Source organism: Noviherbaspirillum sp. FW303-A3, assembly GCF_058788695.1.
Map to the genome: position 1 here is coordinate 483,441 of NZ_JBYTAZ010000001.1, position 25,856 is coordinate 509,296.

At 60.4% G+C, this 25,856-nt stretch carries 25 protein-coding genes; 9 read left to right on the top strand and 16 right to left on the bottom strand.

Going from position 1 to position 25,856, the window contains the following annotated elements; all coding sequences use genetic code 11:
- Positions 1 to 5: 5 nt before the first annotated feature.
- Together AC3WOY_RS02315 and AC3WOY_RS02320 are read left to right on the top strand one after the other, a co-directional pair.
- Positions 6 to 1,187, top strand: a complete 1,182-nt coding sequence (locus AC3WOY_RS02315; RefSeq protein ID WP_492420762.1) for a pyridoxal phosphate-dependent aminotransferase — start codon at positions 6 to 8, stop codon at positions 1,185 to 1,187.
- Positions 1,188 to 1,368: 181 nt separating this feature from the next.
- On the top strand, positions 1,369 to 2,520 hold the full coding sequence (locus tag AC3WOY_RS02320; RefSeq protein WP_492420763.1) for an HD-GYP domain-containing protein: 1,152 nt from the start codon (positions 1,369 to 1,371) through the stop codon (positions 2,518 to 2,520).
- 17 nt (positions 2,521 to 2,537) lie between these two features.
- On the opposite strand, the gene AC3WOY_RS02325 is transcribed toward AC3WOY_RS02320, so the two are convergent.
- Positions 2,538 to 3,185, bottom strand: a complete 648-nt coding sequence (locus AC3WOY_RS02325) for a glutathione S-transferase family protein (protein ID WP_492420764.1) — start codon at positions 3,183 to 3,185, stop codon at positions 2,538 to 2,540.
- 144 nt (positions 3,186 to 3,329) lie between these two features.
- Here AC3WOY_RS02325 and AC3WOY_RS02330 point away from each other — a divergent pair, with 144 nt between their 5' ends.
- The 5 genes from AC3WOY_RS02330 to AC3WOY_RS02350 all read left to right on the top strand — a co-directional run bounded on the left by AC3WOY_RS02330 (position 3,330) and on the right by AC3WOY_RS02350 (position 8,045).
- On the top strand, positions 3,330 to 4,109 hold the full coding sequence (locus tag AC3WOY_RS02330) for an oxepin-CoA hydrolase, alternative type (RefSeq protein WP_492420765.1): 780 nt from the start codon (positions 3,330 to 3,332) through the stop codon (positions 4,107 to 4,109).
- Positions 4,106 to 4,810, top strand: coding sequence for a histidine phosphatase family protein (locus AC3WOY_RS02335; protein WP_492420766.1), 705 nt, complete (start codon positions 4,106 to 4,108; stop codon positions 4,808 to 4,810). Before AC3WOY_RS02330 ends, AC3WOY_RS02335 begins: the two co-directional genes overlap by 4 nt.
- A gap of 103 nt (positions 4,811 to 4,913) precedes the next feature.
- On the top strand, positions 4,914 to 5,972 hold the full coding sequence (locus AC3WOY_RS02340) for a phosphotransferase (protein WP_492429149.1): 1,059 nt from the start codon (positions 4,914 to 4,916) through the stop codon (positions 5,970 to 5,972).
- 53 nt (positions 5,973 to 6,025) lie between these two features.
- Positions 6,026 to 7,288, top strand: coding sequence for an acyl-CoA dehydrogenase family protein (locus AC3WOY_RS02345; protein WP_492420767.1), 1,263 nt, complete (start codon positions 6,026 to 6,028; stop codon positions 7,286 to 7,288).
- Positions 7,289 to 7,352: 64 nt separating this feature from the next.
- The gene (locus AC3WOY_RS02350) at positions 7,353 to 8,045 is read left to right on the top strand and encodes a glutathione binding-like protein (RefSeq protein WP_492420768.1); all 693 of its coding nucleotides are present in this window, start codon (positions 7,353 to 7,355) and stop codon (positions 8,043 to 8,045) included.
- Positions 8,046 to 8,102: 57 nt separating this feature from the next.
- Here the strand turns inward: AC3WOY_RS02350 and AC3WOY_RS02355 are convergent, their stop codons facing one another.
- The 15 genes from AC3WOY_RS02355 to AC3WOY_RS02425 form a co-directional block, all read right to left on the bottom strand.
- Positions 8,103 to 8,558 (bottom strand): MaoC family dehydratase, encoded by a 456-nt coding sequence (locus AC3WOY_RS02355; protein ID WP_492420769.1) that lies wholly within the window; start codon positions 8,556 to 8,558, stop codon positions 8,103 to 8,105.
- Positions 8,559 to 8,588: 30 nt separating this feature from the next.
- Positions 8,589 to 9,044, bottom strand: coding sequence for a MaoC family dehydratase (locus AC3WOY_RS02360; protein WP_492420770.1), 456 nt, complete (start codon positions 9,042 to 9,044; stop codon positions 8,589 to 8,591).
- Between the two features lie 18 nt (positions 9,045 to 9,062).
- Positions 9,063 to 10,202 carry an acyl-CoA dehydrogenase family protein gene (locus AC3WOY_RS02365; protein WP_492420771.1) on the bottom strand — a complete coding sequence of 380 codons (1,140 nt, stop codon included), beginning with the start codon at positions 10,200 to 10,202 and terminating at the stop codon, positions 9,063 to 9,065.
- 13 nt (positions 10,203 to 10,215) lie between these two features.
- Positions 10,216 to 11,412, bottom strand: a complete 1,197-nt coding sequence (locus tag AC3WOY_RS02370; RefSeq protein ID WP_492420772.1) for an acyl-CoA dehydrogenase family protein — start codon at positions 11,410 to 11,412, stop codon at positions 10,216 to 10,218.
- 136 nt (positions 11,413 to 11,548) lie between these two features.
- Positions 11,549 to 11,968 carry a DUF1178 family protein gene (locus AC3WOY_RS02375; RefSeq protein WP_492420773.1) on the bottom strand — a complete coding sequence of 140 codons (420 nt, stop codon included), beginning with the start codon at positions 11,966 to 11,968 and terminating at the stop codon, positions 11,549 to 11,551.
- A gap of 168 nt (positions 11,969 to 12,136) precedes the next feature.
- Positions 12,137 to 12,421, bottom strand: coding sequence for a hypothetical protein (locus tag AC3WOY_RS02380; RefSeq protein ID WP_492420774.1), 285 nt, complete (start codon positions 12,419 to 12,421; stop codon positions 12,137 to 12,139).
- A gap of 409 nt (positions 12,422 to 12,830) precedes the next feature.
- On the bottom strand, positions 12,831 to 13,769 hold the full coding sequence (gene lipA, locus AC3WOY_RS02385) for a lipoyl synthase (RefSeq protein WP_492429151.1): 939 nt from the start codon (positions 13,767 to 13,769) through the stop codon (positions 12,831 to 12,833).
- A gap of 78 nt (positions 13,770 to 13,847) precedes the next feature.
- Entirely contained in the window at positions 13,848 to 14,972 is a 1,125-nt protein-coding gene (gene gcvT / locus AC3WOY_RS02390) for a glycine cleavage system aminomethyltransferase GcvT (protein ID WP_492420775.1), read from the bottom strand.
- Between the two features lie 35 nt (positions 14,973 to 15,007).
- Complete coding sequence (locus AC3WOY_RS02395) at positions 15,008 to 16,387, bottom strand: L-serine ammonia-lyase (RefSeq protein ID WP_492420776.1); 1,380 nt, start codon at positions 16,385 to 16,387, stop codon at positions 15,008 to 15,010.
- An 86-nt stretch (positions 16,388 to 16,473) separates the two neighbouring features.
- On the bottom strand, positions 16,474 to 19,341 hold the full coding sequence (gcvP, locus tag AC3WOY_RS02400) for an aminomethyl-transferring glycine dehydrogenase (protein WP_492420777.1): 2,868 nt from the start codon (positions 19,339 to 19,341) through the stop codon (positions 16,474 to 16,476).
- A gap of 66 nt (positions 19,342 to 19,407) precedes the next feature.
- A complete protein-coding gene (gene gcvH / locus AC3WOY_RS02405) occupies positions 19,408 to 19,788 on the bottom strand; it encodes a glycine cleavage system protein GcvH (RefSeq protein ID WP_492420778.1) in 381 nt (126 codons plus the stop codon).
- A gap of 524 nt (positions 19,789 to 20,312) precedes the next feature.
- The gene (locus AC3WOY_RS02410) at positions 20,313 to 20,876 is read right to left on the bottom strand and encodes a PD-(D/E)XK nuclease family protein (protein ID WP_492420779.1); all 564 of its coding nucleotides are present in this window, start codon (positions 20,874 to 20,876) and stop codon (positions 20,313 to 20,315) included.
- Complete coding sequence (locus AC3WOY_RS02415) at positions 20,866 to 21,321, bottom strand: CFI-box-CTERM domain-containing protein (protein ID WP_492420780.1); 456 nt, start codon at positions 21,319 to 21,321, stop codon at positions 20,866 to 20,868. The genes AC3WOY_RS02410 and AC3WOY_RS02415 overlap by 11 nt, the downstream gene beginning before the upstream one ends.
- A 17-nt stretch (positions 21,322 to 21,338) precedes the next feature.
- Entirely contained in the window at positions 21,339 to 21,617 is a 279-nt protein-coding gene (locus AC3WOY_RS02420; RefSeq protein WP_492420781.1) for a hypothetical protein, read from the bottom strand.
- On the bottom strand, positions 21,614 to 22,660 hold the full coding sequence (locus tag AC3WOY_RS02425) for a PRTRC system protein D (protein WP_492420782.1): 1,047 nt from the start codon (positions 22,658 to 22,660) through the stop codon (positions 21,614 to 21,616). The genes AC3WOY_RS02420 and AC3WOY_RS02425 overlap by 4 nt, the downstream gene beginning before the upstream one ends.
- A 1,137-nt stretch (positions 22,661 to 23,797) precedes the next feature.
- On the opposite strand from AC3WOY_RS02425, the gene AC3WOY_RS02430 reads away from it, so the two are divergent.
- Positions 23,798 to 24,943 (top strand): integrase domain-containing protein, encoded by a 1,146-nt coding sequence (locus tag AC3WOY_RS02430; protein WP_492420783.1) that lies wholly within the window; start codon positions 23,798 to 23,800, stop codon positions 24,941 to 24,943.
- 54 nt (positions 24,944 to 24,997) lie between these two features.
- On the top strand, positions 24,998 to 25,672 hold the full coding sequence (locus AC3WOY_RS02435; RefSeq protein ID WP_492420784.1) for a GGDEF domain-containing protein: 675 nt from the start codon (positions 24,998 to 25,000) through the stop codon (positions 25,670 to 25,672).
- The last annotated feature ends 184 nt before the right edge of the window (positions 25,673 to 25,856 follow it).

A 25,856-nucleotide genomic window follows, 5' to 3' on the forward strand; every position in this document is an offset into this window, starting at 1 on the left:
CGCCCATGTCCCCTGCTCTTTCCACCGCCGCGCAACTGGCTGCGCTCCCATCCCGCCTGCCCAACGTCGGCACGACGATTTTCACAGTCATGTCCGCGCTGGCTGCCGAAAAAGGAGCGGTGAATCTCGGACAAGGTTTCCCTGACTTCGATTGCGATCCGCTGCTGGTGGACGCAGTCACCCAGGCGATGAAGGATGGATTCAACCAGTATCCGCCGATGACGGGCGTTCCGGCCCTGCGCGAAGCGATCGCCGCCAAGGTCGCGGCGATCTACGGCCATGCCTACAATCCGAACACGGAAATCACCGTCACGGCCGGCGCCACGCAAGCCATCCTCACCGCCATCCTCTGCTGCGTGCATCCTGGAGATGAAGTGATCGTCATCGAGCCGGTGTACGACAGCTACGTCCCGTCGATCGAACTGGCAGGCGGCACACCCGTGTTCGTACAGATGGAAGTCGGCCCGCAAGGCTACTCGGTGCCGTGGCAGAAAGTCGCCGCAGCAGTCACGCCGAAGACCCGCCTCATCATGATCAACTCGCCGCACAATCCGACCGGCTCGGTGCTGCGGGAAGCCGATATCCATGCCCTCGAAAACATCGTGCGCGGGACGGACATCCTCATCGTCTCCGATGAAGTCTACGAACACATGGTGTATGACGGTGCGCGCCACGAATCCGTGTGCCGCTATCCGGAACTCGCTTCGCGTTCCTTCGTGATTTCGAGCTTCGGCAAGACCTACCACGTCACCGGATGGAAGATCGGCTATGTCGCCGCGCCTGCGTCGCTGGCTGCGGAATTCCGCAAGGTCCACCAGTTCAATGTCTTCACCGTCAACACGCCAGTGCAGCATGGCATTGCCAGGTACATGACGAACCCGGCGCCGTACACCGAACTGCCCGCCTTCTACCAGCACAAGCGCGACCTGTTCCGCAAAGGGTTGGCAGGAACGAAGTTCAAGCTGCTGCCCTCCGACGGCACCTACTTCCAGTGCGTCGACTACTCGGCGATTTCATCCCTGCCTGAAGCTGAGTTCGCGAAATGGCTGACGACAGAAATGGGCGTGGCCGCCATTCCTGTTTCCGCGTTCTACAACCAGCCGAAGGAGTCCGGCATTGTACGCTTCTGCTTCGCCAAGAAGGACGAGACGCTACGCAAGGCAATTGAAAGACTTGCAACACTTTGAAAACTTTCTTATCCTGAATTCAAGGTTTCAGACGGCGCAACCGATATCCAATCTATACGTCGACGGCGACTGCATCGCCGCAATCTGGATGCAATTCGGGCGAGCGTGAGCGCCCGATAACATAACAGCAACAATTCAAGCAACGCCCATCATTGCAGGCCTGTTAGAGGAGAGAGGCAGCATGGTTGATCAGCGGCGCCTGAGCATTGCAGACATTGTCATTGGCGAGCCGTTGCCTTGGGATGTGTATGGGGCAGGCAACAAGCTGTTGCTACGACGCGGACAGATAGTGGCGTCGACACGCCAGGCTGAAGAGCTCGTCGAGCGCGGCCTTTTCATTGACGCCAGCCAGGCCGAACGTGCCGCCCAGGCAAAAAGGGAGGCTCAACATGCGGCAACGCGCGAAATCCCCTCTGCCCTTCGCTTCATCAATCTCGCCAACAAACGGCTTGAGCGCCTGCTGTACAACCTTGGAAATGAACCCGAGGCAGAAGCCAAGATACTGGAAGTCGTGAAGGCACTGGAGTATGCCGCCAACATCAATTCCGATGTCGTCCTGGCGAGCCTCTTCCTGAACCAGGCTGCGGGAAAGTATGCGGTCCGGCATTGCATCGATTCCGCGCTGGTGGCATCCCTGATCGCGCGGGCGATGAAAAAGGCTCCCGAGGAAACGCAAATCATCATGGCAGCAGCCCTGACGATGAATATCGCCATGCTGCGCCAGCAGGACGTGCTGCTGACCAAGCAGGAGCCGCTGTCCGAACGGGAAACCGAATTGATCCGGTCGCATCCGGCGCAGGGGATCGAGGTGTTGAAACAAGTCGGTATCGCCAATCCGGACTGGCTCTCCTACATCCTTCTGCACCATGAAAACGAAGACGGTTCCGGCTACCCGCTCGGCAAGGAAGTGAAGGAGATCCCGCAGAATGCCCGCATCCTTGCTTATGCCGACCGCTACAGCGCTTCCGTATCGACTCGCAAATACCGCAAGTCGCTGCTCCCGAGCGCCGCATTGCGCGATGTCCTGATCACGGGAGGAAAACCGGCCGATCCGCTGCTCGCCGCCTACTTCATCAAGGAACTCGGACCAACACCGCCGGGATCCTGCGTACGGCTGCAGAATGGTGAAATCGGCGTTGTGACACGACGCGGCACGGCACCTGCCACGCCGGTCGTGCACGCCTTTATCGGTCCGCGCGGTGCGCCGCTGTCATTTCCCATCCAGCGCGATACAAGCAAGGAACTGTATGCCATCAGGGAAGCCCTCGCGAGTGACCAGGCGATGCTTCCGTTCAGCATGCAGCAGCTCTGGGGCGAAGAAGCCGCGCTCTGATCCTTAGGCGTGATGCCTTACTTCATCCGCTTCATCATCAATTCCTGATTTGCCTTGCGGTCAGCGTTGATGCGTTGCACCGTCGCTCGCTCGCCCAGCATCTTCGTGTACTCGCGCACCGGGAGGTCGGCGAGCACATCTTCCCCGTAAATGGCTTTGGAGGTCAGGCTGACCACCGGCAGATGGACCAGCGCGGCGCAATCGGCCATCGTGAACTCCGCACCGCCAACATACGGAGAAAATTTCGCCAGCTTCGCAAACGCCTTCGCGTTGCGCGACAAGAGCTTATGCGTGCGCGTCTTGATCTCGTCGGACACCTTCCCGCCGAAGAATGCTTCCGCATACAGTTCACGCGCCACCAGTTCGAGGTGAAGCTCCATGAAGGTGATCAGTTCATGCACCTTGGCAGCGGCAAACGGATCCTTGGGCAGCAAGGGCTTGTCCGGATAAGCGGACTCGATGTAATCCATGATGACTTGCGACTCGCACAGGTAGCCCTGTTCGGTTTCGATGAACGGCACCTTTCCGAGCGGCGAACGTGCCAGCAGTTCCGGCGAGCGATCTGTCCAGACCAGTTCTTCTTCAAACGCCACGCCCTTTTCCATCAAGGCAAGCTTGGCCTTGTTGTAGTAGTTGCTTCCGGCGAATCCGCAAAGTTTGAGCATGCTGTCTCCTGTGATTTTATGCTTGTGGTGGCGAAAGCTTACCGCAGGAAGCGAAGTGGCGCAGCACAAGGAAATGCGCAATGCACAACCTCCACGACGCATTTCGGCAATAATAGGGGTTGATTCCATTTACATAACCAGACCATGTCCGCCGAACTCCAAGCGTCACGCCAGGACGCCACGCTGATCCTGACGATGTCCAATCCCGGTGCGAGGAATGCCCTGCACCCCGACATGTATGCCGCAGCAATCGAAACGCTTTCGACCGCGGAACGCGACGAGTCGGTACGTGCCGTCGTCATCACCGGCGCCGACCAGGTGTTCTGCTCGGGAGGCAACCTGAATCGCCTGCTGGAAAACCGCAGCAAACCTCCAGCCGTCCAGGCGGAATCGATCGACAACCTGCATGGCTGGATCGAGGCCATCCGCGACTGTCCGAAGCCCGTGATCGCCGCAGTGGAAGACACCGCCGCCGGTGCCGGCTTTTCCCTCGCGCTGGCCTGCGACCTGATCGTTGCCGGCGCTTCGTCGAAATTTGTGATGTCCTACGTCAAGGTCGGCCTCACACCGGACGGTGGCGCCTCCTGGTTCATCACCCGCGCCCTTCCCCGGCAACTCGCTACCGAGATCCTGCTTGAAGGCAGGCCTGTCCTTGCACCGCGCCTGCACGACCTCGGCATCGTCAACCGTGTTGTCGCCGACGGTGCCGCGCTCGACAGTGCGCTCGCCTGGGCGGACGACCTTGCCGCGCTTTCACCGAACGCCGTGGAGCGAATCAAGTCTCTGACAAATGAGGCACAGATGAATTCGCTGGCACAGCATTTCGAATCGGAAAAGCGGCACTTCGTCGAAAGCCTTCACGACCGGGATGCCCTCGAGGGCATCTCGGCATTCCTTGAGAAAAGAAAACCGCAATACAAATGACAGAACACAAGAGACGGCGCGTCTACCTGATGCGCCATGGCAGCGTCACCTATTTCGACGACCAGGGCAAACCCTTCCTTCCCGAACAAGTCCCGCTGAACGAACTCGGTCGTGCACAAGCGACAGCCGCGGGCAAAGTCTTCGCACAGGCTGGATTGAAGTTCGACCGCGTCATCGTATCGGGACTGCCGCGCACGGTGGAGACAGCAACGCGCGTGCTTGCCGAAACCGGCCAGCATATCGAACTCGAACGCTGGAAAGACCTGGAAGAACTTCGCGGCGGCAAGCTGTCGGCGATCCCCGATGAAAGCCTGAAAGAAGCATTTGTCGGCGCCTTCGACGGCCTCGTACCGGAGGAGCGTCAATTCCTGGGAGGCGAAACCATCGGACAGTTGATGGATCGTGTCCACCCATGCATCGACCGTCTCCGCGAGGACAAATCGTGGGACACGGTGCTGCTCGTGCTGCATGGCGGCGTCAATCGCGCCATCCTGTCGTATGCGCTCACCAATCAGCGGCTTTTCCTTGGCAACCTCGCCCAGACTGCGGGTTGCATCAATGCCATTGACGTGGGCGAGGCGCATGCCGACTGGGTCGTCCGGATCGTCAACTATTCGCCGATTTCGGAGCTCCAGGGCGAGACGCGGCACACCACCATGGAAGTGCTGCTCGACCAGTACAAGAAGTCCCGCGGACTGTAACCCTGGCCGGAACGCATAAAACCCATAGAATCGCACGACCGTACGTTTTTCTGTTGTAGAATGTGGCGATAACTATTTCGCTCGTTTTCGCAAAGGAGACATGATGTTCGAAGAATTCATGGGCACGCGTCCGGTATCGGATCGCCAGAAGTTTGATGTCGGCGCAATGCAGGACTACATGCGCCAGCATGTCGAAGGCTTCAGCGGCGAGCTGGCTGTCGAGCAGTTCAACGGCGGCCAGTCCAACCCGACCTTCAAGCTGACGGCCGACGGCAAGAGCTATGTGCTGCGCACCAAGCCGGGTCCCGCCGCCAAGCTGCTCGCCTCCGCCCATGCGATCGACCGCGAATTCCGCGTGATGGACGCGCTCAACAAGGCAGGATTCCCTGCAGCGAAACAGTATTCCCTCTGCCTCGACGAATCCATCATCGGCCGCGCTTTCTACATCATGGAGTTTGTGCAGGGCCGCGTCCTGTGGGACCAATCTATGCCGGGCATGACGCAAGCCGAGCGGGCCGCGCATTACGACGAGATGAACCGCGTCATTTCGCAACTGCACACCATCGACTACAACGCCATCGGACTCTCCGATTACGGCAAGCCGGGCAACTACTTCGTCCGCCAGATCGACCGCTGGACCAAGCAGTACAAGGCCTCCGAGACCGAGAAGATCGAGGCGATGGATAACCTGATCGAATGGCTGCCGAACAATATTCCTCCCGGCGACGACACGAGTATCGTCCACGGCGACTACCGCCTCGACAACATGATCTTCCACCCGACCGAGCCGCGCGTGCTCGCGGTGCTGGACTGGGAACTGTCGACGCTGGGCCATCCGTTGGCCGATTTCTCCTATCACTGCATGAGCTGGCACATTCCTCCGGGCCAGTTCCGCGGCATCGGCGGACTCGACTGGAAATCCCTAGGCATTCCGAGCGAAGAGGAATACATCGCGAAATACTGCGAGCGCACCGGCAAGACGATTCGCAAGGAAGACTTCAACTTCTATCTCGCCTACAACATGTTCCGCATGGCCGGCATCCTGCAGGGCATCATGAAGCGTTATGTCGACGGCACCGCATCCAGCGAGCAGGCGCTTAAGGCTGGCAAGGCGGCGCGACCGATGGCGGAGATGGGCTGGAAATACGCTTCCGGCGAATAGAACGATCGCAGGGCAACCACTAGAACGCATTGCCGACAGTACGAGGAGACAACATGGAATTCGAATACTCAGACCGCTGCAAGCAACTCCAGGAAAAGCTGCTCAAGTTCATGGATGAGCACGTTTATCCGAACGAGAAAGCCTTCGAGGAAGAAGTCGACCGCAACGGCCGCGAAAAAGGCAACCGCTGGATTCCGACCAGGATCGTCGAAGACCTCAAGCCCAAGGCGCGCGCCAAAGGCCTGTGGAACCTGTTCCTGCCCAAGTCCGCCCGTGCACCGGAAGGGCTGTCCAATCTCGACTATGCTCCGCTGTGCGAAATCATGGGACGCGTACCTTGGGCGCCCGAGGTGTTCAACTGCTCCGCACCGGACACCGGCAACATGGAAACGATCGAACGCTACGGCACGGAAGAGCACAAGCGCCAGTGGCTCGAGCCGCTGCTGCGCGGTGAAATCCGATCGGCCTTCGCGATGACCGAACCGGCCGTCGCCTCCTCCGACGCCACCAACATCGAAACCCGCATCCAGCGCGACGGCGACGAGTACGTGATCAACGGCCGCAAATGGTGGATCTCCGGCGCCGGCGATCCGCGCTGCAAGGTCTTCATCCTGATGGGAAAGACCGATCCGGAGGCGCCCCGCCATTCGCAGCAGTCGATGATCCTCGTTCCCACCGATACGAAGGGCGTGACGATCAAGCGTCCGCTTCCGGTCTTTGGTTATGACGATGCGCCGCACGGCCATTGCGAGATCCTGTACGAAGATGTGCGCGTGCCGGCATCGAACATTCTCCTCGGTGAAGGCCGCGGTTTCGAGATCGCGCAGGGCCGCCTCGGCCCCGGCCGCATCCACCATTGCATGCGCGCCATCGGCGTGGCCGAGCGTGCGCTCGAACTGATGTGCAAGCGCCTGAACAGCCGCGTCGCCTTCGGCAAGCGCGTGTCGGAACAAAGCGTCTGGCACGAGCGCATCGCCGAATCGCGCATCATGATCGACACCGCGCGCCTGCTGACGCTGAAAGCCGCGTACATGATGGACACGGTCGGCAACAAGCATGCGAAGGCAGAGATCGCCATGATCAAGGTGCTGGCCCCCAACGTCACGCAGAAGGTGCTCGACTGGGCGATCCAGGCCTACGGCGCCGGCGGCGTCTGCGACGACTTCCCGCTGGCCGGCCAGTGGGCCGGCAACCGCACGCTGCGTCTCGCCGACGGTCCGGATGAAGTACACCGCAACGCCATCGCCAAACTGGAACTGGCCAAGCACATCCCGATCCCGAAGAAAGACCTGGAACTGCCGATCACGCGTTCCTGAGCATGGAAATCAAAACCGCTGCATAATCGTGCAGCGGTTTTGAACCCAGCTCAGGAGAACAATAATGATCGATGTTTATTCGGCCGCGACGCCCAACGGCCACAAGGTCCATATCATGCTGGAGGAATGCGGCCTCCCCTACCGCATCCGCCACGTCAATATCCGTGAAGGCGGCCAGTTCAACCCGGACTTCCTCGCGATCTCGCCGAACAACAAGATTCCCGCCATCGTCGATGCGGATGGTCCTGACGGCAAACCAATCTCGCTGTTCGAATCCGGCGCGATCCTGGTCTACCTCGCCAGCAAGGTTGGCAAATTCCTCGGCAGGACGGATCGCGAAAAGTTCACCACATTGCAGTGGCTGATGTTCCAGATGGGTGGTGTCGGCCCCATGCTTGGCCAGACCCACCATTTCCGCATCTACGCGCCAGAGAAGATCGACTACGCGGTCAATCGCTACACGAACGAAGCGAAGCGCCTGTATGGCGTGATCGACAAGCAGCTCTCGCATAGCGCCTACCTCGCCGGTGACGAATACACGATCGCCGATATCGCGACTTTCCCGTGGCTGCGTTCGTGGAAGAACCAGGGAATCGACTGGGCTGACTATCCGCATGCGAAACGCTGGTTTGATGAAATCGCAGCCCGCCCTGCTGTCGAGCGCGGTGTAGCCGTGCTGGCCTCGGACAACAAACCGATCACGGACGACAAGGCGCGTGAAATGCTCTTCGGCGCCACGCAATACCAGCGCCACTGACGTAAAAAAGCCTCCGCCACCGGCAAGGTGGGGAGGCGCATTTTTTTCGAGGCGGGCTTATTCGTAGCGCCGTGCAATCGACTCCGCTACGCACACCGGCTTGTCGCCGCCTTCACGTTCGATCGTCACCGCCCACGTGACCTGAACGCCGCCTTCGATATCCTCGACATCTTTCAGCGCCATTCGCCCGCGCACCCTGCTGCCCACGGGTACCGGTGCCGGGAAACGCACCTTGTTGAGCCCGTAGTTCACGCTCAGCTTCGCCTCCGGCATGGACACGGCGCTTTGCATGATCATGGGCAGCAAGGACAAGGTCAGGAATCCGTGCGCGATGGTCGTTCCATACGGCGATTCTTTCTTGCTGCGCTCGACGTCGAGATGGATCCATTGATGGTCCCCGGTTGCGTCGGCGAACTGGTTGACGCGCTCCTGATTGACGGTGAACCACTCGGTCACGGCGACTTCCTTGCCGACCAGCTCCCTGAGTTCTGCTACCGATGCGATATGTCGCATGCTGTCTCCATACTTGTTATATGTTGCGGCTTACTTCGGACGGCGATGGAACATGCCCATGCCCTTGATCGTCGCCACGAGTTCGCCGTGCTGGTTCCTGGCCTGCCACTGCGTCACGACGACACCGCGATCCGGCTTGCTGGCGGAGGGTTTCACCTCCAGCGCGGTAGTCGTCACATGCAGCGTGTCGCCGCCACGCACCGGCTTGATCCATCGGATCTCGTCGACGCCCGGCGAACCGAGGCTGGCTGCTTCCTTGAGGAAACCATCGACCATCAGCCGCATGATCATCCCGCAGGTATGCCAGCCGCTGGCAATGATGCCGCCATACATCGACTTTTCCGCCGCCGCCTTGTCGACGTGGAAAGGCTGGGGGTCATACTTCGTTGCGAACTCGACGATCTCTTCTTCGGATACTGTTCGCGATCCCACATCGATGGTCTTGCCAACTTCGAAATCTTCAAAGTACCACTTCAGTTGCGACATGGTCGCCCCCCTCTTGAGTCAAGCCGCCTTCCGGAAATCAGGCAAAGAAGCGAACCGTGCCAGGTGATAGTCGGTATCGCCCAGGGTCAGTTCGATCATGGTCAGGCGCTTGAAATGATGCGCCGCCGGCAGTTCGTTGGTCACGCCCATGCCGCCATGCAACTGCACTGCCTGCTGGCCGACATACTTCAATGCCTGGCCCACGCGCGCCTTTGCGGCGGACACGTTACGGCGGCGTTCGTTCGCGTCGGATGAGGAAACCTTGACCGCTGCCAGCGTTGCCATCGAGCGCGCCTGCTCGGCCTGCATGAACATTTCCGCCATGCGGTGCTGCAGCGCCTGGAATTTCCCGATCGGCACGCCGAACTGCTGGCGGGTTTTCAGGTATTCAAGCGTGGCGGCATTCAGCGCGTCCATCGCGCCGACGGCTTCCGCGCACAGGAGTGCGGCACCGTAGTCGGTCGCAGCGTCGAGGATTTCCCAGCCGGCGCCGGCCTTGCCCAGCAGGGCGGACGCAGGAACTCGTACGTTGGCAAAAGCAATGTCTGCAGCATGCTGGCAATCAATGGTGCGATAGTCCTTGCGCGTCACGCCAGCGGCATTGCCATCCACAAGGAACAGCGAAATGCCGTCCGTATCGCGCTGGCCTCCGCCGGTACGAGCAGACACCACGAGCTTGTCCGCCTGCGCGCCGTGGATCACCACGGTCTTTGTCCCGTTGAGGACGTAGCCGTCGCCATCCGCCTTGGCGCTAGTAGCGATGTCGAACAGTTCGTGCCGTGATTGCTTTTCACCCAGCGCAGCTGCCAGCTTCAATGCGCCGCCGGCCACCTGCTCCAGCAATTCGCCATTGCCGCCGGCGAGTTTCAGGAATTGCGCGCCCAGTACGGTAGCAAAATACGGCTCGATCACAATGCCACGCCCCAGCTCCTGCATCACCACCATCATGTCCACGGCGGATCCGTTGAAGCCGCCCTGCTCTTCCGGGACCGGCAACGCCGTCATGCCAAGTTCGGTCAGCGTTGCCCATGCCTCGTCGGAAACGCCCTGCTCGGAACGGACGATCTTGTTGCGATGCTCGAAGGTGTAATCCTTGTCGATGAATCGGCGCAGCGCATCGCGGAATTGTTGCTGCTCTGGTGTGTAGTTGAAGTCCATTGTCGTCTCCGCCTCACAGTCCCAGGATCATCTGGGAGATGATGTTTTTCTGAATTTCGTTGGAACCGCCATAGATCGATGTCTTGCGGAAATTGAAGTAGTATGGCGCCAGCGGTGCGGCGTCATCGTCCTGCGTGATGCTGTGTTCTTGCTCGCCTTCGAGATAGGCAGGGTCGAACGGCATCGCGTACGGGCCGACTGCCTCCACCATCAATTCGGTCAACGTCTGCTGCACCTCGGTGCCTTTCACCTTCAGCATGGATGCTTCCGGGCCCGGGCCGCGCTTGGAGCTTTCCTGGGATAGCACGCGCAGGACGGTCATCTCGAGCGCCATGATTTCGATTTCCAGGCTCGCGACCTTAGCGGCGTACACCGGATCTTCCAGCAAGGACTTGCCACCCTTCATCTGTTTGGCGGCGAGACGCTTCAGGAATACCAGTTCACGCTTGGCGCGGCCAACCGCGGCGATGTTCGTGCGCTCGTGGCCGAGCAGGTATTTCGCGTAGGTCCAGCCCTTGTTTTCCTCTCCGATCAGGTTCTGCACCGGCACCTTTACGTTGTCAAAGAAGACTTCGTTCACCTCATGCTCTTCGTCGAGCATAATGATCGGACGCACGGTAATGCCCGGCGTATGCATGTCGATCAGGAGGAAGGAAATGCCTTCCTGTTTGCGTGCATTCGAATCAGTGCGCACGAGGCAAAAGATCATGTCGGCATGCTGCGCCAGCGTGGTCCAGGTCTTCTGGCCGTTGACGATGTAGTGATCGCCCTGGCGTTCTGCGCGGGTCTTGAGCGATGCGAGGTCGGAACCGGAACCCGGCTCGGAGTACCCCTGGCACCACCAGTCGTCGCAGTTGAGGATGCGCGGCAGGTAATGGCGCTTTTGCGCATCATTGCCGAAGGCCATGATGACCGGCGCAACCATGTTCACGCCGAAGGGCAGGATCGCCGGGGTACCGGCATGCGCACACTCCTCTTCCCAGATATGACGCTGCACCGGCGTCCATCCCGTTCCACCGTACTCGACCGGCCATCCGGTACCGACCCATCCCTGCTTGGCCACAATCTTGTGCCAGCGAACGAAGTCTTCTTTCGACAAACGCTTGTGGTTGAGGACCTTCTGCTGCAGGTCTTTGGGAAGGTTCGCTTCGAGGAAGGCGCGAACCGTGTCGCGGAAGGCCAAATCTTCCGCAGAATAGTTCAAATCCATGCTGTCTCCTTGTTGTCCCGGCTAATAGCACGACCGTTCGAAAAATATTATACAGCGGATTTTTGCAATATGTGGCGAATAAAACTTGTATAGGGAAATGCATTGACGACTTGTCAATGCAGTGGAAGTCGAGGAGCTACTGGAGCGGCCGCTTCAGTGTGTCGGAAACAGGCAGCGGAAGAACATCGATTCCTTCCTCCGAAAGCTCTGCGAATTCCTTCACCGATGCAACACCGCGGATGGCGCGTTCCGGCACTTCGTTGTAATGGATGCGGCGGGCTTCCTCGGCAAATCGCTCTCCGACATCCTCGGTGTTGGCGACGATCTTGCGGACCATTTCAAGGAACTGCTTCTGGACCTGCTCGACGTCGGATTTGCTTTCCTGCGCACCGGAGAGATTGAGACGCGGCGCCGACGGCAGCTTTCGTACGACGTGGTTTTCGCACACCGGGCACTGGATCATATGCGCATCACTCTGGGCCTTGAAGTCGTCTTCCGAGGAAAACCAGCCTTCGAAACGGTGATCGTGCTCGCAAATGAGGTTATAGACTTTCATGCTGTGCAGCGAATAAATGGGAACAGTGCCTGCGATTGCCGCTGACGCGCGGACAATCGTTGAATACATTCTACTGCCTTCCAATTCTATCCGCTCGGCATACCGACATGGCAGTCGGTACGAGGAGGCAATTCCACTGCCGCAATTCGCACTGCGGCAGCGGCAATCTTACTGCTTGAATTCGAACTGCTGTTGCCCTTGGTCAAGCAGTCCAGGCAACCGCTGCGCCAGCAGTACTGCCTTTGCTCGCCGGCGCGCGGAATGCACTTCCAATGCACCGGTCAAGCGGCGTACGTTTGTCTTGATTTCAACAACCTGTTCTGACTTCGCAAGGCGGACGAGGCTTCGCAGGCTTTCGCGAAAGAGATGCCGCTGTCGCGATGTTGCATCTTCATCAAGAGTGGCAGCGATCAAGTTCTCAATGACGTCGTCGGTATCAAGCTTCTTTTTCATGGCCTGGCGCTTACTCGTGGGTGGAGGGAGGTAGGAATTTTCTGAGTTGCAAGTATGCTGAATTTGCGACAGGGAATGATTGAGAAATCTCAACGCACATGTAAGAAGGTGTAACGAAGAAAGGTTCTTGTCAGGAATGACAAAAAAATGCCCGCGACAAGGCGGGCAAATACTTCCTGGGAGGCTTAAGGGACCGGTTTCATCATAGTTACGCCGAGGGGCCGCGTATTTGCGATTACGCAATGATCTTCACCGGAAAAAACATCAGGTACAGGATCGATCAAAAGTTATCCACGGCAACTGTGAAGAACTTTGTTGATAACCCTGTTGATAGTCTCGCATCCTCCTGATTTCAAACAAAAAAACTCAAGGGCGATTCCAATAGGCAAGTTCACCCGACATCTGCTTCTTAGTCACGAACCGCCGGAGAAAACTCTCCCTTCGCTTGCAGATCGGCGTGATAGGAGGAGCGCACCATCGGTCCCGACGCAACATGGGTAAAACCCATCTTCTCCCCGGTCACCCGCAGCTGCTCGAACTCCTCCGGTGTGACATAGCGGGACACCGGCAAATGGTGCGCGCTCGGTTGCAGGTATTGTCCGAGTGTCAGCATGTTGATGCCATGCGCGCGCATATCGCGCATGACTGCTTCCACTTCTTCCATCGTCTCGCCAAGCCCAAGCATCAGGCCCGATTTGGTCGGCACTGACGGATGCCGCTGCTTGAACTGCTCCAGCAAATCGAGAGACGTATCGTAATCCGCTCCCGGGCGCGCCTGCTTGTAGAGGCGCGGCACCGTTTCGAGGTTGTGGTTGAAGACATCGGGCGGCACCTCGTCGAGGATGGCGAGCGCGGTATCGACCCGCCCCCTGAAATCCGGCGTAAGGATCTCGATCACGATCCCCGGATTCAGGCGACGCGTCTCCGTGATGCAGGCAGCGAAATGCGCCGCACCGCCGTCACGCAGGTCATCGCGATCGACAGACGTGATCACGACGTACTTGAGACCCATTGCCTTGATCGTCTCCGCCATGTTCTTCGGCTCGTCCGGATCCAGCGGATTGGGACGGCCGTGGCCCACGTCGCAGAACGGGCAGCGCCGCGTGCAGATATCGCCCATGATCATGAAGGTCGCCGTCCCGCTCTTGAAGCATTCGCCGAGGTTCGGGCAGTTCGCTTCCTCGCATACCGTATGCAGCTTGTTCTCGCGCAGCACTGCCTTGAGACGCTGCACTTCGCGCGAGCCGGTGAACTCCGCGCGAATCCACTTCGGCTTGCGCAAATACTGCGACGGCTCCGTGGGAACAATCTTGATCGGGATGCGGGCCATCTTGTCGGCGCCGCGCATTTTCTCGCCAGTCTTCACGCTGCGTTGCTGCGCGGGCTGGGTGTCCGCCAAGGTCTTCGGATCGCTCATCGCACTTACTCAGCCGCGGTAGTAACGTTGCGGCGTGAACGGCGTCTTCGCCACTTCCACCGGAACCGGTTTGCCACGCACGATCGCCTGCAGTGCAGTACCGATCTTCGCATGCGCGGTCTCCACATATCCCATGGTGATGGGGCCGCCAACGGTCGGACCGAATCCGCCGCTGGTGACTTTGCCGATCGTGCGACCTTCGCCATCGACCAGGTCGGCGCCTTCGCGCACGGGCATCCTGTCCTTGACGAGAAGGCCAACGCGTTTGCGCGCAATACCTTCTGCCAGCTGGCGCATGATGATGTCAGCCCCCGGATAACCGCCGGGACGGGTACCGTCCGCGCGGCGAGCCTTCGACAAGGCCCAGCCGAGGCTGGCTTCGACAGGCGTCGTACCGGTGTCCATATCGTGCCCGTAAAGGCACAGTCCTGCTTCCAGGCGCAGCGAATCACGTGCACCCAAACCAATAGCCGCCACTTCCGGCTGTGCGAGAAGCAGGCGCGCCAATTCCTCCGCCTTGTCGTTGGGCACCGAGATTTCGAAACCGTCCTCGCCGGTATAACCGGATCGGCTGATGAAGCATTCAACGCCAACGAGGTTCACCGTGCCCGTGTTCATGAAGACCATCTTCGCTGTCTCGGGCGCAAGCCGCGCCATGACCGCGCCGGCTGCTGGTCCCTGCAGCGCCAGCAGCGCACGGTCGGCCAGCTCCTCGACCTTGCAGCGGTTGCCGATATGCTTCTTGAGGTGCGCCACATCCTGCTGCTTGCACGCCGCATTGACGACGACGAACAGGTAGTCGCCACCATTGGATACCATCAGGTCATCCAGGATGCCGCCCTGTTCATTAGTGAACACCGCATAACGCTGCATCCCGACCGGAAGGTCGACGATATCGACCGGCATCAGCGACTCCAGAGCCGCTGCGGCATCCGGCCCGGACAAGCGGACCTGGCCCATGTGCGACACGTCGAACAAGCCTGCTTGCGTACGGGTATGCGCATGCTCCTTCAGCACGCCTGTCGGGTACTGGACCGGCATTTCATACCCTGCGAACGGAACCATGCGCGCGCCGAGTTCGACATGCAGGTTGTACAACGGCGTACGGGCAAGAGCTTGCGTGGTTTCCATCATTCCATTCCTTTTTTATTGAATCGCAAAAGATCGAATCAGCACTCGATCACATTGACCGCGAGCCCACCGCGCGCAGTCTCCTTGTACTTGATCTTCATGTCGGCGCCGGTCTCGCGCATGGTCTTGATGACCTTGTCGAGCGAGACAAAATGGTGTCCGTCGCCGCGCAATGCCATCCTTGCCGCATTGATCGCCTTGATCGAGCCCATCGCATTGCGCTCGATGCACGGCACCTGCACCAGGCCGCCGATCGGATCGCAGGTCAGGCCGAGGTTGTGTTCCATGCCGATTTCCGCCGCATTCTCGACCTGCTCGGGCGTGCCGCCCATGACTTCGGCCAGCGCACCTGCAGCCATCGAACACGCCACGCCGACCTCTCCCTGGCAGCCGACCTCGGCACCGGAAATCGACGCATTTTCCTTGTACAGAATGCCGATGGCGGCGGCTGTCAGCAGGAAGCGGATCACGCCTTCTTCGCTCGCCCCCGGCACAAAGCGATGGTAGTAGTGCAACACCGCGGGAACGATGCCCGCGGCGCCATTCGTCGGCGCGGTGACGACGCGTCCGCCAGCCGCATTCTCTTCATTGACGGCAAGGGCGTAGAGGTTGACCCAGTCCAAGGTCGTCAGCGGATCGCGCAGGTTGGCTTCCGGCTGGCTCGACAGCTTCCGGTACAGCTCCGCCGCACGCCGGCTGACCTTCAGTCCACCGGGCAGCGTACCTTCCTTCTCGCATCCGCGCCTGACGCACTCCTGCATCACCTGCCAGATGCGCAGCAAGCCACGCCGAGTCTCTTCCTCGGGGCGCCAGGCCTTTTCGTTCTCCAGCATCAACTGGCTGATCGACATCCCCTTGTCGCGGCACGTCGCAAGCAACTGTTCCGCGCTCTTGAAGGGATATGGGACAGGCGTGGTATCGGGCACGATGCGGTCTGCGCCGACCGCATCCTCATTGACGACGAATCCGCCGCCGACCGAGTAATACACCTTGCTCTCGATCTCGGTGCCGCTGCCGTCATAGGCGGTGAAACGCATGCCGTTCGGGTGATGCGGCAGGGATTGCCGCTTGTAGAGCAGCAGGTGATCGCTTTCGACGAAGGAAATCTCGACTTCACCCAGCAGGGCAATCCGCTTCGCGCCCCTGACCTGCGCCAGTCTCGCATCGATCGTGTCGGTATCGACAAGGTCGGGCGCCTCGCCCAGCAGGCCAAGGATGACAGCCTTGTCGCTGCCGTGCCCCTTGCCCGTTGCGCCAAGGGAGCCGTACAGCTCCGCCTTGACCTGCGCGACCTGCTCCAGCCGACCGGTTTCCTTCAGGCCGGTGGTGAACTGCAACGCGGCGCGCATCGGTCCCACGGTATGAGAACTCGACGGCCCGATGCCAATCTTGAACAACTCGAAAACACTGATGGCCATTTCAACCGCCTTGCCGGCCCGCGGGCACAGCAGTAAATACCGTTCAAATACGGGCCGTCGAACTTGTGCGGCAGCCCGTCCCGGCCTTACTCGTAATCCGCCATCGGCGGGCAGGAGCAGACGAGATTGCGGTCGCCATAGACGTTGTCGACGCGTCCGACCGGCGGCCAGTACTTGTTGTCGCGCAGCGAAGCAACCGGGAATGCCGCCTGTTCGCGCGAATACTTGCGATTCCACTCGCCGGAGATGATGTCGGCCGCAGTATGCGGTGCGTAGCGCAGCACGCTCTCTTCCGCCGTCACCATACCGTTTTCGACTTCGCGGATTTCCTCGCGGATCGCGATCATCGCGTCGCAGAAGCGATCCAGCTCATCCTTGGCTTCGCTTTCGGTCGGCTCGATCATGAGCGTGCCCGGAACCGGGAACGACATGGTCGGCGCATGGAAGCCGAAGTCCATCAGGCGCTTGGCAACGTCATCCACGGTGACTCCCGTCGCATCCTTCAGCGGACGCAGGTCGACGATGCACTCGTGCGCAACGATACCGTTCTCGCCTGCGTACAGGATCGGGTAATGCGGCGCGAGGCGCTTGGCGATGTAGTTGGCGTTGAGGATCGCCACCTGGCTCGCTTCCTTCAGGCCCTGGCGGCCCATCAGCTTGATGTAGGTCCAGCTGATCGGCAGAATGCTGGCGCTGCCCCAGGGCGCAGCGGAAACTGGTGCCACGTGGTTTTCCATCGCGCGATGGCCTGGCAGGAAAGGCGCAAGATGCGACTTCACTGCGACCGGGCCGACGCCCGGACCGCCACCGCCGTGCGGAATGCAGAAGGTCTTGTGCAGGTTCAGGTGCGACACGTCGCCACCGAACTTCCCAGGCGCACACAGGCCCACCATCGCGTTCATGTTTGCGCCGTCGATATACACCTGGCCGCCGTGCGTGTGCACGATCTCGCAGATTTCACGCACTGCTTCTTCAAACACACCGTGCGTCGAAGGATAGGTGATCATGATCGCGGCGAGGTCGGACGCATGCTTCTCGGCCTTTGCCTTCAGGTCCGAGACATCGACATTGCCGCGTTCGTCGCAAGCGACGACAACGACCTGCATGCCGACCATCTGCGCAGTCGCCGGATTGGTACCGTGCGCGGAACTCGGAATCAGGCAGACGTTGCGGTGTCCTTCCCCGCGGCTCTTGTGATAGGCGCGGATCGCGAGCAGGCCGGCGTATTCGCCTTGCGAACCGGCATTCGGCTGCAGCGAGACGGCGTCATAGCCGGTGCAGGCCACGAGCATCTGCTCCAGTTCGGTGATCAGTTGCTGGTAGCCCTGTGCCTGGTCGCGTGGCGCGAACGGATGGAGGTCGCCGAATTCCTTCCAGGTCACCGGGATCATCTCGGTCGTCGCATTCAGCTTCATCGTGCAGGAACCGAGCGGAATCATCGTGCGGTCGAGCGCGAGATCCTTGTCGGCCAGTGTGCGCAGGTAGCGCAACATCTGGGTTTCGGAATGATGGCTGTTGAAGACCGGGTGCGCGAGGTATTCGCTGGTACGCGCGAGAGCCGCCGGAATGCGCTCCGCAGCATCCGCTTCGCAGGTGGCGAAGGAAGGCGCAGGCTTGCCGCCGGCGAAAATCGTCCACAGGGTTTCGATGTCTTCGCGCGTGGTCGTCTCATCGACGGAAACGCCAACGGTAGTCGTATCGACTTCACGCAGGTTGATCGAACAGCCGCGTGCAGCGGCATGGATCTCTTGCGTGCGCGCGCCGGTACGGACGGTGATGGTGTCGAAGAACGAAGCGGTTGGCACTTCGAGGTCCAGCTTGCGCAAGCCTTCAACCAGGGTCGCGGCGACGCGATGCACGCGTTGTGCGATCGTCTTCAGGCCTTGCGGGCCGTGGTAGACGGCGTACATGCTGGCGATGTTTGCGAGCAAGACCTGCGCGGTGCAGATGTTGCTGGTCGCCTTTTCGCGGCGGATATGCTGTTCGCGCGTCTGCATTGCGAGGCGGTATGCCTTGTCGCCATGGCTGTCGATGGAAACGCCGACCACACGGCCGGGCATCACGCGCTTGTTCTCATCCTTGGTCGCGAAGTACGCGGCGTGCGGGCCACCGTAGCCAAGCGGCACGCCGAAACGCTGTGCCGAACCGATCGCCACGTCGGCGCCGAATTCACCGGGCGGTTTCAGCACGGTGAGTGCCAGGAGGTCGGCCGCGACGACGACGAGCGAGTTCTTCGCATGCGCCTTCGCTACCGTATCGGCGTAGTCGTTGATCTCGCCATTCAGTGCCGGGTATTGCAGCAATACGCCGAAGCATTCGATCTGGTCCAGGTCCTTGCGATGATCGCCGACGACAACTTCCACGCCGATCGGCTCAGCGCGGGTGCGCACCACGTCAATCGTCTGCGGGAAGCAGTCCTGCGATACGAAGAAGACCTTGCTCTTGCTCTTCGACAGGCGCTGGCAGAAGGTCATCGCTTCCGCCGCCGCGGTTGCTTCGTCGAGCAGCGACGCATTGGCGATCTCCAGCCCCGTCAAATCGGAAATCATGGTCTGGAAGTTCAGCAACGCTTCGAGGCGTCCCTGCGAAATCTCGGGCTGGTAAGGCGTGTACGCCGTGTACCAGGCCGGATTTTCAAGCAGGTTGCGCAAGATGACGGTCGGTGTGTACGTGTTGTAGTACCCCATGCCGATGTACGACTTGAAGACCTTGTTCTTCGAAGCGATTTTCTGCAACTCATCGAGCACTTCCGGCTCGCTGCGCGCGCCGGCCAGGTTCAGCGGGACTTCGGAGTGAATCGCGTCGGGAATCACCTTCCGGATGAAGGCGTCCATCGACTCAAAGCCCAGCGTTGCCAGCATGGCATTCCTGTCAGCCTCGCCGGGTCCGATGTGCCTGTCGATGAAATCCGTATGCTGCTGCAAATCCTCGTAAGCAGCCCGTTTCTGAACCATGGTTACCTCTCAATACGAAAAAATGTGATGTGCCGCGTCACAACGCGGCGCGGTCGCCAGTGGCCGTTAGCCCTGTGACTCGACGTAAGCCTTGTAGCCGGCTTCATCCATGAAACCGTCCAGGTCGCTTGCCTGGCTGACCTTGAACTTGAAGAACCAGCCGGCGCCCATCGGGTCTTCGTTGACCTTGCCCGGCTCGTCCGCCAGGATGGCGTTCACTTCGGCCACGACGCCTGTGACCGGCATGTTGATTTCGCCCGCAGCCTTCACCGATTCGATGACAGCCGCTTCTTCACCCTTGGCCAGCTCCTTGCCGGCTTCCGGCAACTGCACGAACACCAGGTCGCCAAGATGATCCTGAGCGTAGTCGGTGATCCCGACGGTAACCAGACCATCCTCCTCAATGCGCAGCCACTCGTGTTCCTGCGTGTACATGGTCTTGCTCATCTTTTTATCTCCTCAAAATTGATTGATCAAAATGCCAGGGGCAATAGGGGAAAATCGGTCTCCTGCAGCGATGGTACGCCGCTTTCCGAGGCCGCATACCGTCCTCCTTCAGGAGCGCCGCGGCCGCTATCGGAGCAGCTTGTTCTTGCGGCAAAATTCTAGAGGCTTCCCTGTTTTTATTGTATTCAATTGAACACGTCAAACATTTAACTTTTCAATTTTTGCGAGTGTTTTTGATTATTTATAAAAATTTGAAAGCTGAAATTTTCAATATAAAAAGCACAGCCCACCTGCGAATTTTTGATCTGAAAATCGGGGAAATATGGAAGCGATTTGGAAGGCGAAGCGAATACACCTGCGTGAGACACGCAGGCAAGGCAGGACGTTCCGAAAGGAAGTAAAGATGGGTCGTAACTGGTGCCCGAGACCGGAATCGAATACTAGCCCGGAGGCCTTATAAAATATCGGCCTTTCTTGTTGGAAACTAAAAAGTACCAACAAAAGTACCAACAAATACAGAAATGTCACCGGTTCGATCCCCGCTGCGCACTGTCGGGCCGATCGCACTGGCGTTGAAACGCGCACCGCGTACACACACGTTCGGTCGCCGCGTACTGCGGCAACGCCTCTCCCATCAATATCGCCTCCCGTCTGCGCACCAATGTCATAATTTGCTCATATGGCAACAATTCAACACGATACACGGTCTTGCGCTGGCGTCCAGGCTGTTGGAGCACCACATACCCATAGTCGGCAACCCGTTCCCCGGTTTGCGCCCGCACCGCGAAGCGCTGCGCGGACAACTCGATGACGTCGGAACGATAGGAGCGGCTCAGGCGCCGCGTCTTGAGTTCGACCAGAATAATGACGCCGTCCGCATTCCGATAGCCGCGATCCAGCCTGGCCACGATCGGCACTGGCGCCCTTGCCCGGAATACCCGCTCTATATACACCAGTTTGGCGTGTCGCAATTCCACCGGCAGCCATGCCTTGTCCACATCGACGAGACGAAGGCGGTATCCCCAACGAATCAGGCACAGCAGCGCGACGGCGGCGAGCCCCGATAGCACCAGTGCGCTAATCGACATGACCGCTTTCCTCATCATGGCGGGCGCGACCGGCCAGCCACACCATCGGCCGCAATAGCGTCCGCGCCAACGGCCGCAGCCATGGCCAGCGCGTCAACACCGCGCAGACCGCGGTCGCGGTCTTGTAATACACCAGGATCAAGCACCGTCCCGTTGCATGCGAACGCAATATCCGGTCACGGAACTCCCGGAGCACGACCGTCTCAGGCCCCGCGCCGAACACCAGCGTCGCAAGGCAGCAGCGCCCCCTCGTCTCGGTCATCCGGATGCCGTCCCGGAAAAACCGCTCATGCGCTTGCAATCCGCACCGGATCGCCGTACGCTGCGCGGCGGTATGGCGTTTTCCATAGCGATGCTCAAACACGACGAGCCGTTCGCACACCCCCATCTGCGCCAGTTCGGAGGCACGCACGGCCTTTGCCTTGTTCCGGAATTTTCTTTTCATGGCCTTGTCGCTGATCGCTATTCCGCGATCGGCGCATCAAACACCTGGTTTGTAATGGCAGCGTCACCCACATCGCGGGGCATCGCATCCTCCCTGGTCTGCATCATCGGGTTGCCCAACCCAATCGACCACTGCTGAGCCAGCAAGCCCTCCTGCGCCAGCGTGCGCAACCGATTCACCCGTTTCGCTCCCTTCTTGAAACGGATCAGGTCATCGTACAGGCGCGGATTATCGGCGCGCTCCAACTGGAAGACGAGCCGGATCGGCTCAAACGAAACGGAAGTCGGATCGTTCATGCCGTCTCTCCCGCAGCGCGGCCGTCGTCGTCGGCGCGCGGCGCCTTGTCGAGCATGCTGGCGGCATAGTTCATGCCGGCGATCTGAAACCCTTTGACATTGGCATACATCGGCTCCTTGACCTCATGGATCTTGTGCTTCGGAAAAGCCTCCTTGACCGCCTTCTTGAACACGAAGGCGCCGCCGCCAACCAGGATGATGTTCTGGAAGCTGTAGGACGCATCGATCCACTGCATCATCGACGACACCGCCTGCTGCGCAATGGTCCTGGCCATCGGCATCAGCGGCGCGATGTCGTACGGCCTCTGGTAAATCATCGGGCTCCTGCCAGTACGCAGCGCGAGATCGATCGCATCGAAATCCCGATACGGCGTGCCGATGTCCGCGCTGATCTCGTTGGCGATCGCCTGCAGCACATCGAACATGCCGCGGTTGAGCGAATGGCTTTTCTTTTGCACCAGGCGCATGCCTTTGGCGACCAGCCAGTCGAAGGTCCGCGCGCCGGGATCGATGATCAGGCTTTGCTCCTGCTCGATCGCTTTCAGTTTCTGGTGCAGCGATGCGTAGTACACGAGCGCACCCTGCGGCTGGGCGATGGCCAGCGCCTTGCGCACCGTCACCGTGCGCCCGCCGCCGACCTCATGCCTACCGGTCATCGCCTTTTCCAATACCGCCTTTTTCGCGGCCAACGCGGCCACCGGCAACCCGACCACCAGCAAATCGATGGCGGCAACCTTCATCATGCCGAGCGCGCCGCGCAGCAAGGCGGCATACTCGGGCGTCTCGGTGTAGCGGTCATGCAGTTGCGTCGCGCGAAACGACTCCGCCGCCAGGCTGACCTCGGGGCCGACTTCGTAGAACAAGCCGTCGATCGGCACGGCGATCGTCTTGCGCCGCTCGGCGGCCGGGACCGTGGAGAGATCCCGCGCGCTCGGATACGCCACCGATGGAAAGCAGGCGCAACGGATGTCATCGCCCGCCCCACCCGTCACGTACTTGGTGTTGCCAAATCCCACATCTACCGCTCTGACGATTATTTCCATATTTCCCTCCTTCATGAAGTTCAAGTCGATAGCTGACCACCAGCATCGGCGATGCGACACCGCCGCGCCACGCGCAATGCCCATGATGGCGGCCGCATTTCGACATCAGGCCCCGTCCCATGGCGACTCCGGTATCACGCCGGTGTCACTGGAATCACATCGATAGGCGCGCATGTGGTTCGACGCTGAGTTGCGTATCACGACAGTCACACCAGAAATGCGCGCGTCAAGGGCATGCCGCAGCCGGTCGATTCAGAACGGGAACCAGAGGCCACTTTTGCAGCCTTCAAGCCCGCATGCGACCGTGCTTTGCGTCCGGACCGGAAGATAAACGCGCATCAAGCGCGCTTTCCGACGCCACCCGTAAACGCCGGAAAGCGCTTGACGCCCAGCGCCGACTGGTGTCAACTGATCATGCTCGAAGGCTCCTTGCCCTGTTCCCATCTCGGGGAACGAAAAGGCGTCGCAGTCGTTACCTGCCCCTGACGTTGCCGATCCTGAATCGGTGTTGGCGCGCCCCCCGAGGTCGCGCCCGTGGTATCACCCTCGCAGTGCAATTCGCCTTGTGACGCGTCAGCGATGACGCCGGCTTTCCTCGAGAAAGCCGCAAGGCACCGCAGTTGATCTGGCCGGCACCCGATGCCAGGCCACCGCTTTTCGTCGCCCGTTCTGAGCACGCGGCTCCCGCAACGCATGGCTGTGTTGGCCAATTTCGGCTCCCCATGCGCTTTCGCTCGAACACCTGACACTGCCCCGGACTTTCGGTGAGGGGCGGACCCATGCTGGTGGGGCGACGACATCCAGAAACGGATCCCCAAGAGCGCGAGACTCGATCTCGACGCTGATGCCCTGCCCCGACCCAGGAGGTCGGGCAGCATCCCCCAACCCCGCGCGGCGCAGAAATGCACAGCGGGGCGGATCCACTGAAACGTTTTTAAGGCTGACCGAGCCGGCGCTCAGAAAGAGCGCCGGCGCATCTTTGGGTAAACGCAGCGACGCTCGTGGCCGCGCGCTGCGGTTTGCATTGACCACAGGACGGGTGCGGCAACGGAATCCGCCGCCCGGTCCATCCGCAAGCGATTCCACGTTTGACACCCCGCCCGCCTATCGAGCCGCGGACGGTCGATCACGGAGGACATGATGTCCAAAGCAAAGAAACGCTCCTGCACCCGGCGTGCGGCGACCTCGCTCGTCCATCAACCGCGCCGCCGCCAGGATTGGAACGGCCTCTCCGCACGGGAAATCCTAGCCCTGTATCCGGCTTGGAAGACGCCGCCGCACGACGTGCTCGACGTCTTGCTCGCCCTGTTCAACAAGCAGCACACGGCCAAACACAAGGAAGTGTCGTTCAAGACGCGCGAGGAGCGCGCGGAGTTCCTGCACCGCTTCTTCGGCGTCCTGGAAAACGAGCTGGCGTTCATCCCCCCGCCCGATCCGCGCAACGTGGGTGAGCGTCACATCAAGGCGGGTGTGAAGTATTGGCAAGCTCAGGGGCTGGCGCCGGCGACGATCCAGACGTATCTCAGTTTCCTGCGCGGGTTTGCCAACTGGATCGGCAAGCCCGGCCTGGTGCGGCTGCCCCAGTATTACGGATTGCAACCCGAGGAGTACCAACGCCATGAAGCGGCGCAGCGCGACAAGAGCTGGTCCGCGCAAGGCATCGACATCGATGGCCTGATCGGGGAGATCTGCCGCTTCGATCAGCATGTGGGCGCGGCCATGCGCCTGGTGCGTGCGCTGGGTCTGCGCCGCAAGGAGGCGGTCATGTTCCGGCCGCACCTGTGCGTCATTGCCTTCGAGGCGACCGGGCTACCGCTGCACAAACGGCGCGCCGACCGCTATGCGCGCATCAAGGCCGGCAGCAAGGGCGGGCGCGAACGCTTTGTCGCACTGGACACTGCGGAACGTCTTGCCGCGATCGAGCATGCACAGACCGTGGTGAGCGCCGCCGACGGCCACATGGGGCATCCGGCGCACAGCCTGCAACAGGCGCTGCGGCGGTTCAACTATGTGCTGGAGAAATTCGGCGTCACCCAGAATGCATTGGGCGTAACCGCGCACGGGCTGCGGCACGAAGTGCTGATCGAACAGTTCGAGGCGATGACCGGGCAGGCGGCGCCAGTGAGAGGGGGCGCCAAGCTGCCGCAGGAGATCGACGCGCCGGCACGGCGGGAAGTGGCGACGCTTGCCGGTCATTCCAGGAAACGTGCCTCCAATGCCTACCTCGGCGGCGTCATCGCCCATCGGCGAAAACAGGGCGATGCGCCCCCTACCGAAAAATGAGCGCGACATAATTCCGGTTATCAACCACGGAACGGCAGGATGGATCGGGAGCTGATGACAAAAAGCGGCGTGATCGCACCGCATTTTTCATGGTGGAGCGGCGTGCCGACCGCTAGGCTGGAATCCTGTTCTCCCAGGAGCATCGCGATGCGCACACCCGATACCATCCGCCAGCAGATTGCCCTCTACGAGCGCCGCATTCGGGAACTCGAGTGCGACCTGCTGCATGCCACCTCGCTGCTGCATGAAGATAGCCTGACCGGCCTGCTCAACCGGCGCGGTTTTCAGCAGGCGTGCACGCTCCTGTCGGCAGGCGCCACCGGGCATGGCGTCGCCATTGCGTGCGCGATGATCGACCTCGACAATTTCAAGACCATCAACGACCGGCATGGTCACGCGACTGGAGACCGTGCGCTCTGCCAGTTCGCCGACGTACTGCGCATGAACCTGCGCCCGGTCGATCAGGCCGCACGGGTCGGCGGCGACGAGTTCGCCCTCCTCCTGCCCGATGCGACGGCAGCCGATGCGATGGATATCCTCACCCGGCTCCTCGCCGCGCTGGCGGCGCGTCCGCTGGTCACGGACACCGAACTCCACATTTTGCATTTCTCGGCCGGCGTCGCCCAGTTGCGTCCCGCGGAATCCGTGCACGAGCAGCTCGGCCGCGCTGACGCCATCCTGCTCCATGCTAAGCGCAACGGGAAAAGCAAGGTATTGCTCTCTCCTTGAAGCGACAAATTCCGGTCACGGGGCAAGTCGCGGCGAACGGACGCGGCCCACGTGGCGTTTCAATGTCCGTTCGGGACGTCGTCGGCACTTGAGAAAGCGAGTCAAATTCGGCCTGTTGTCGATCATTTCCTCACGACATGCTGGCATAATCGGACATCATTCGCGTCTCCGAACATGTCCCGGT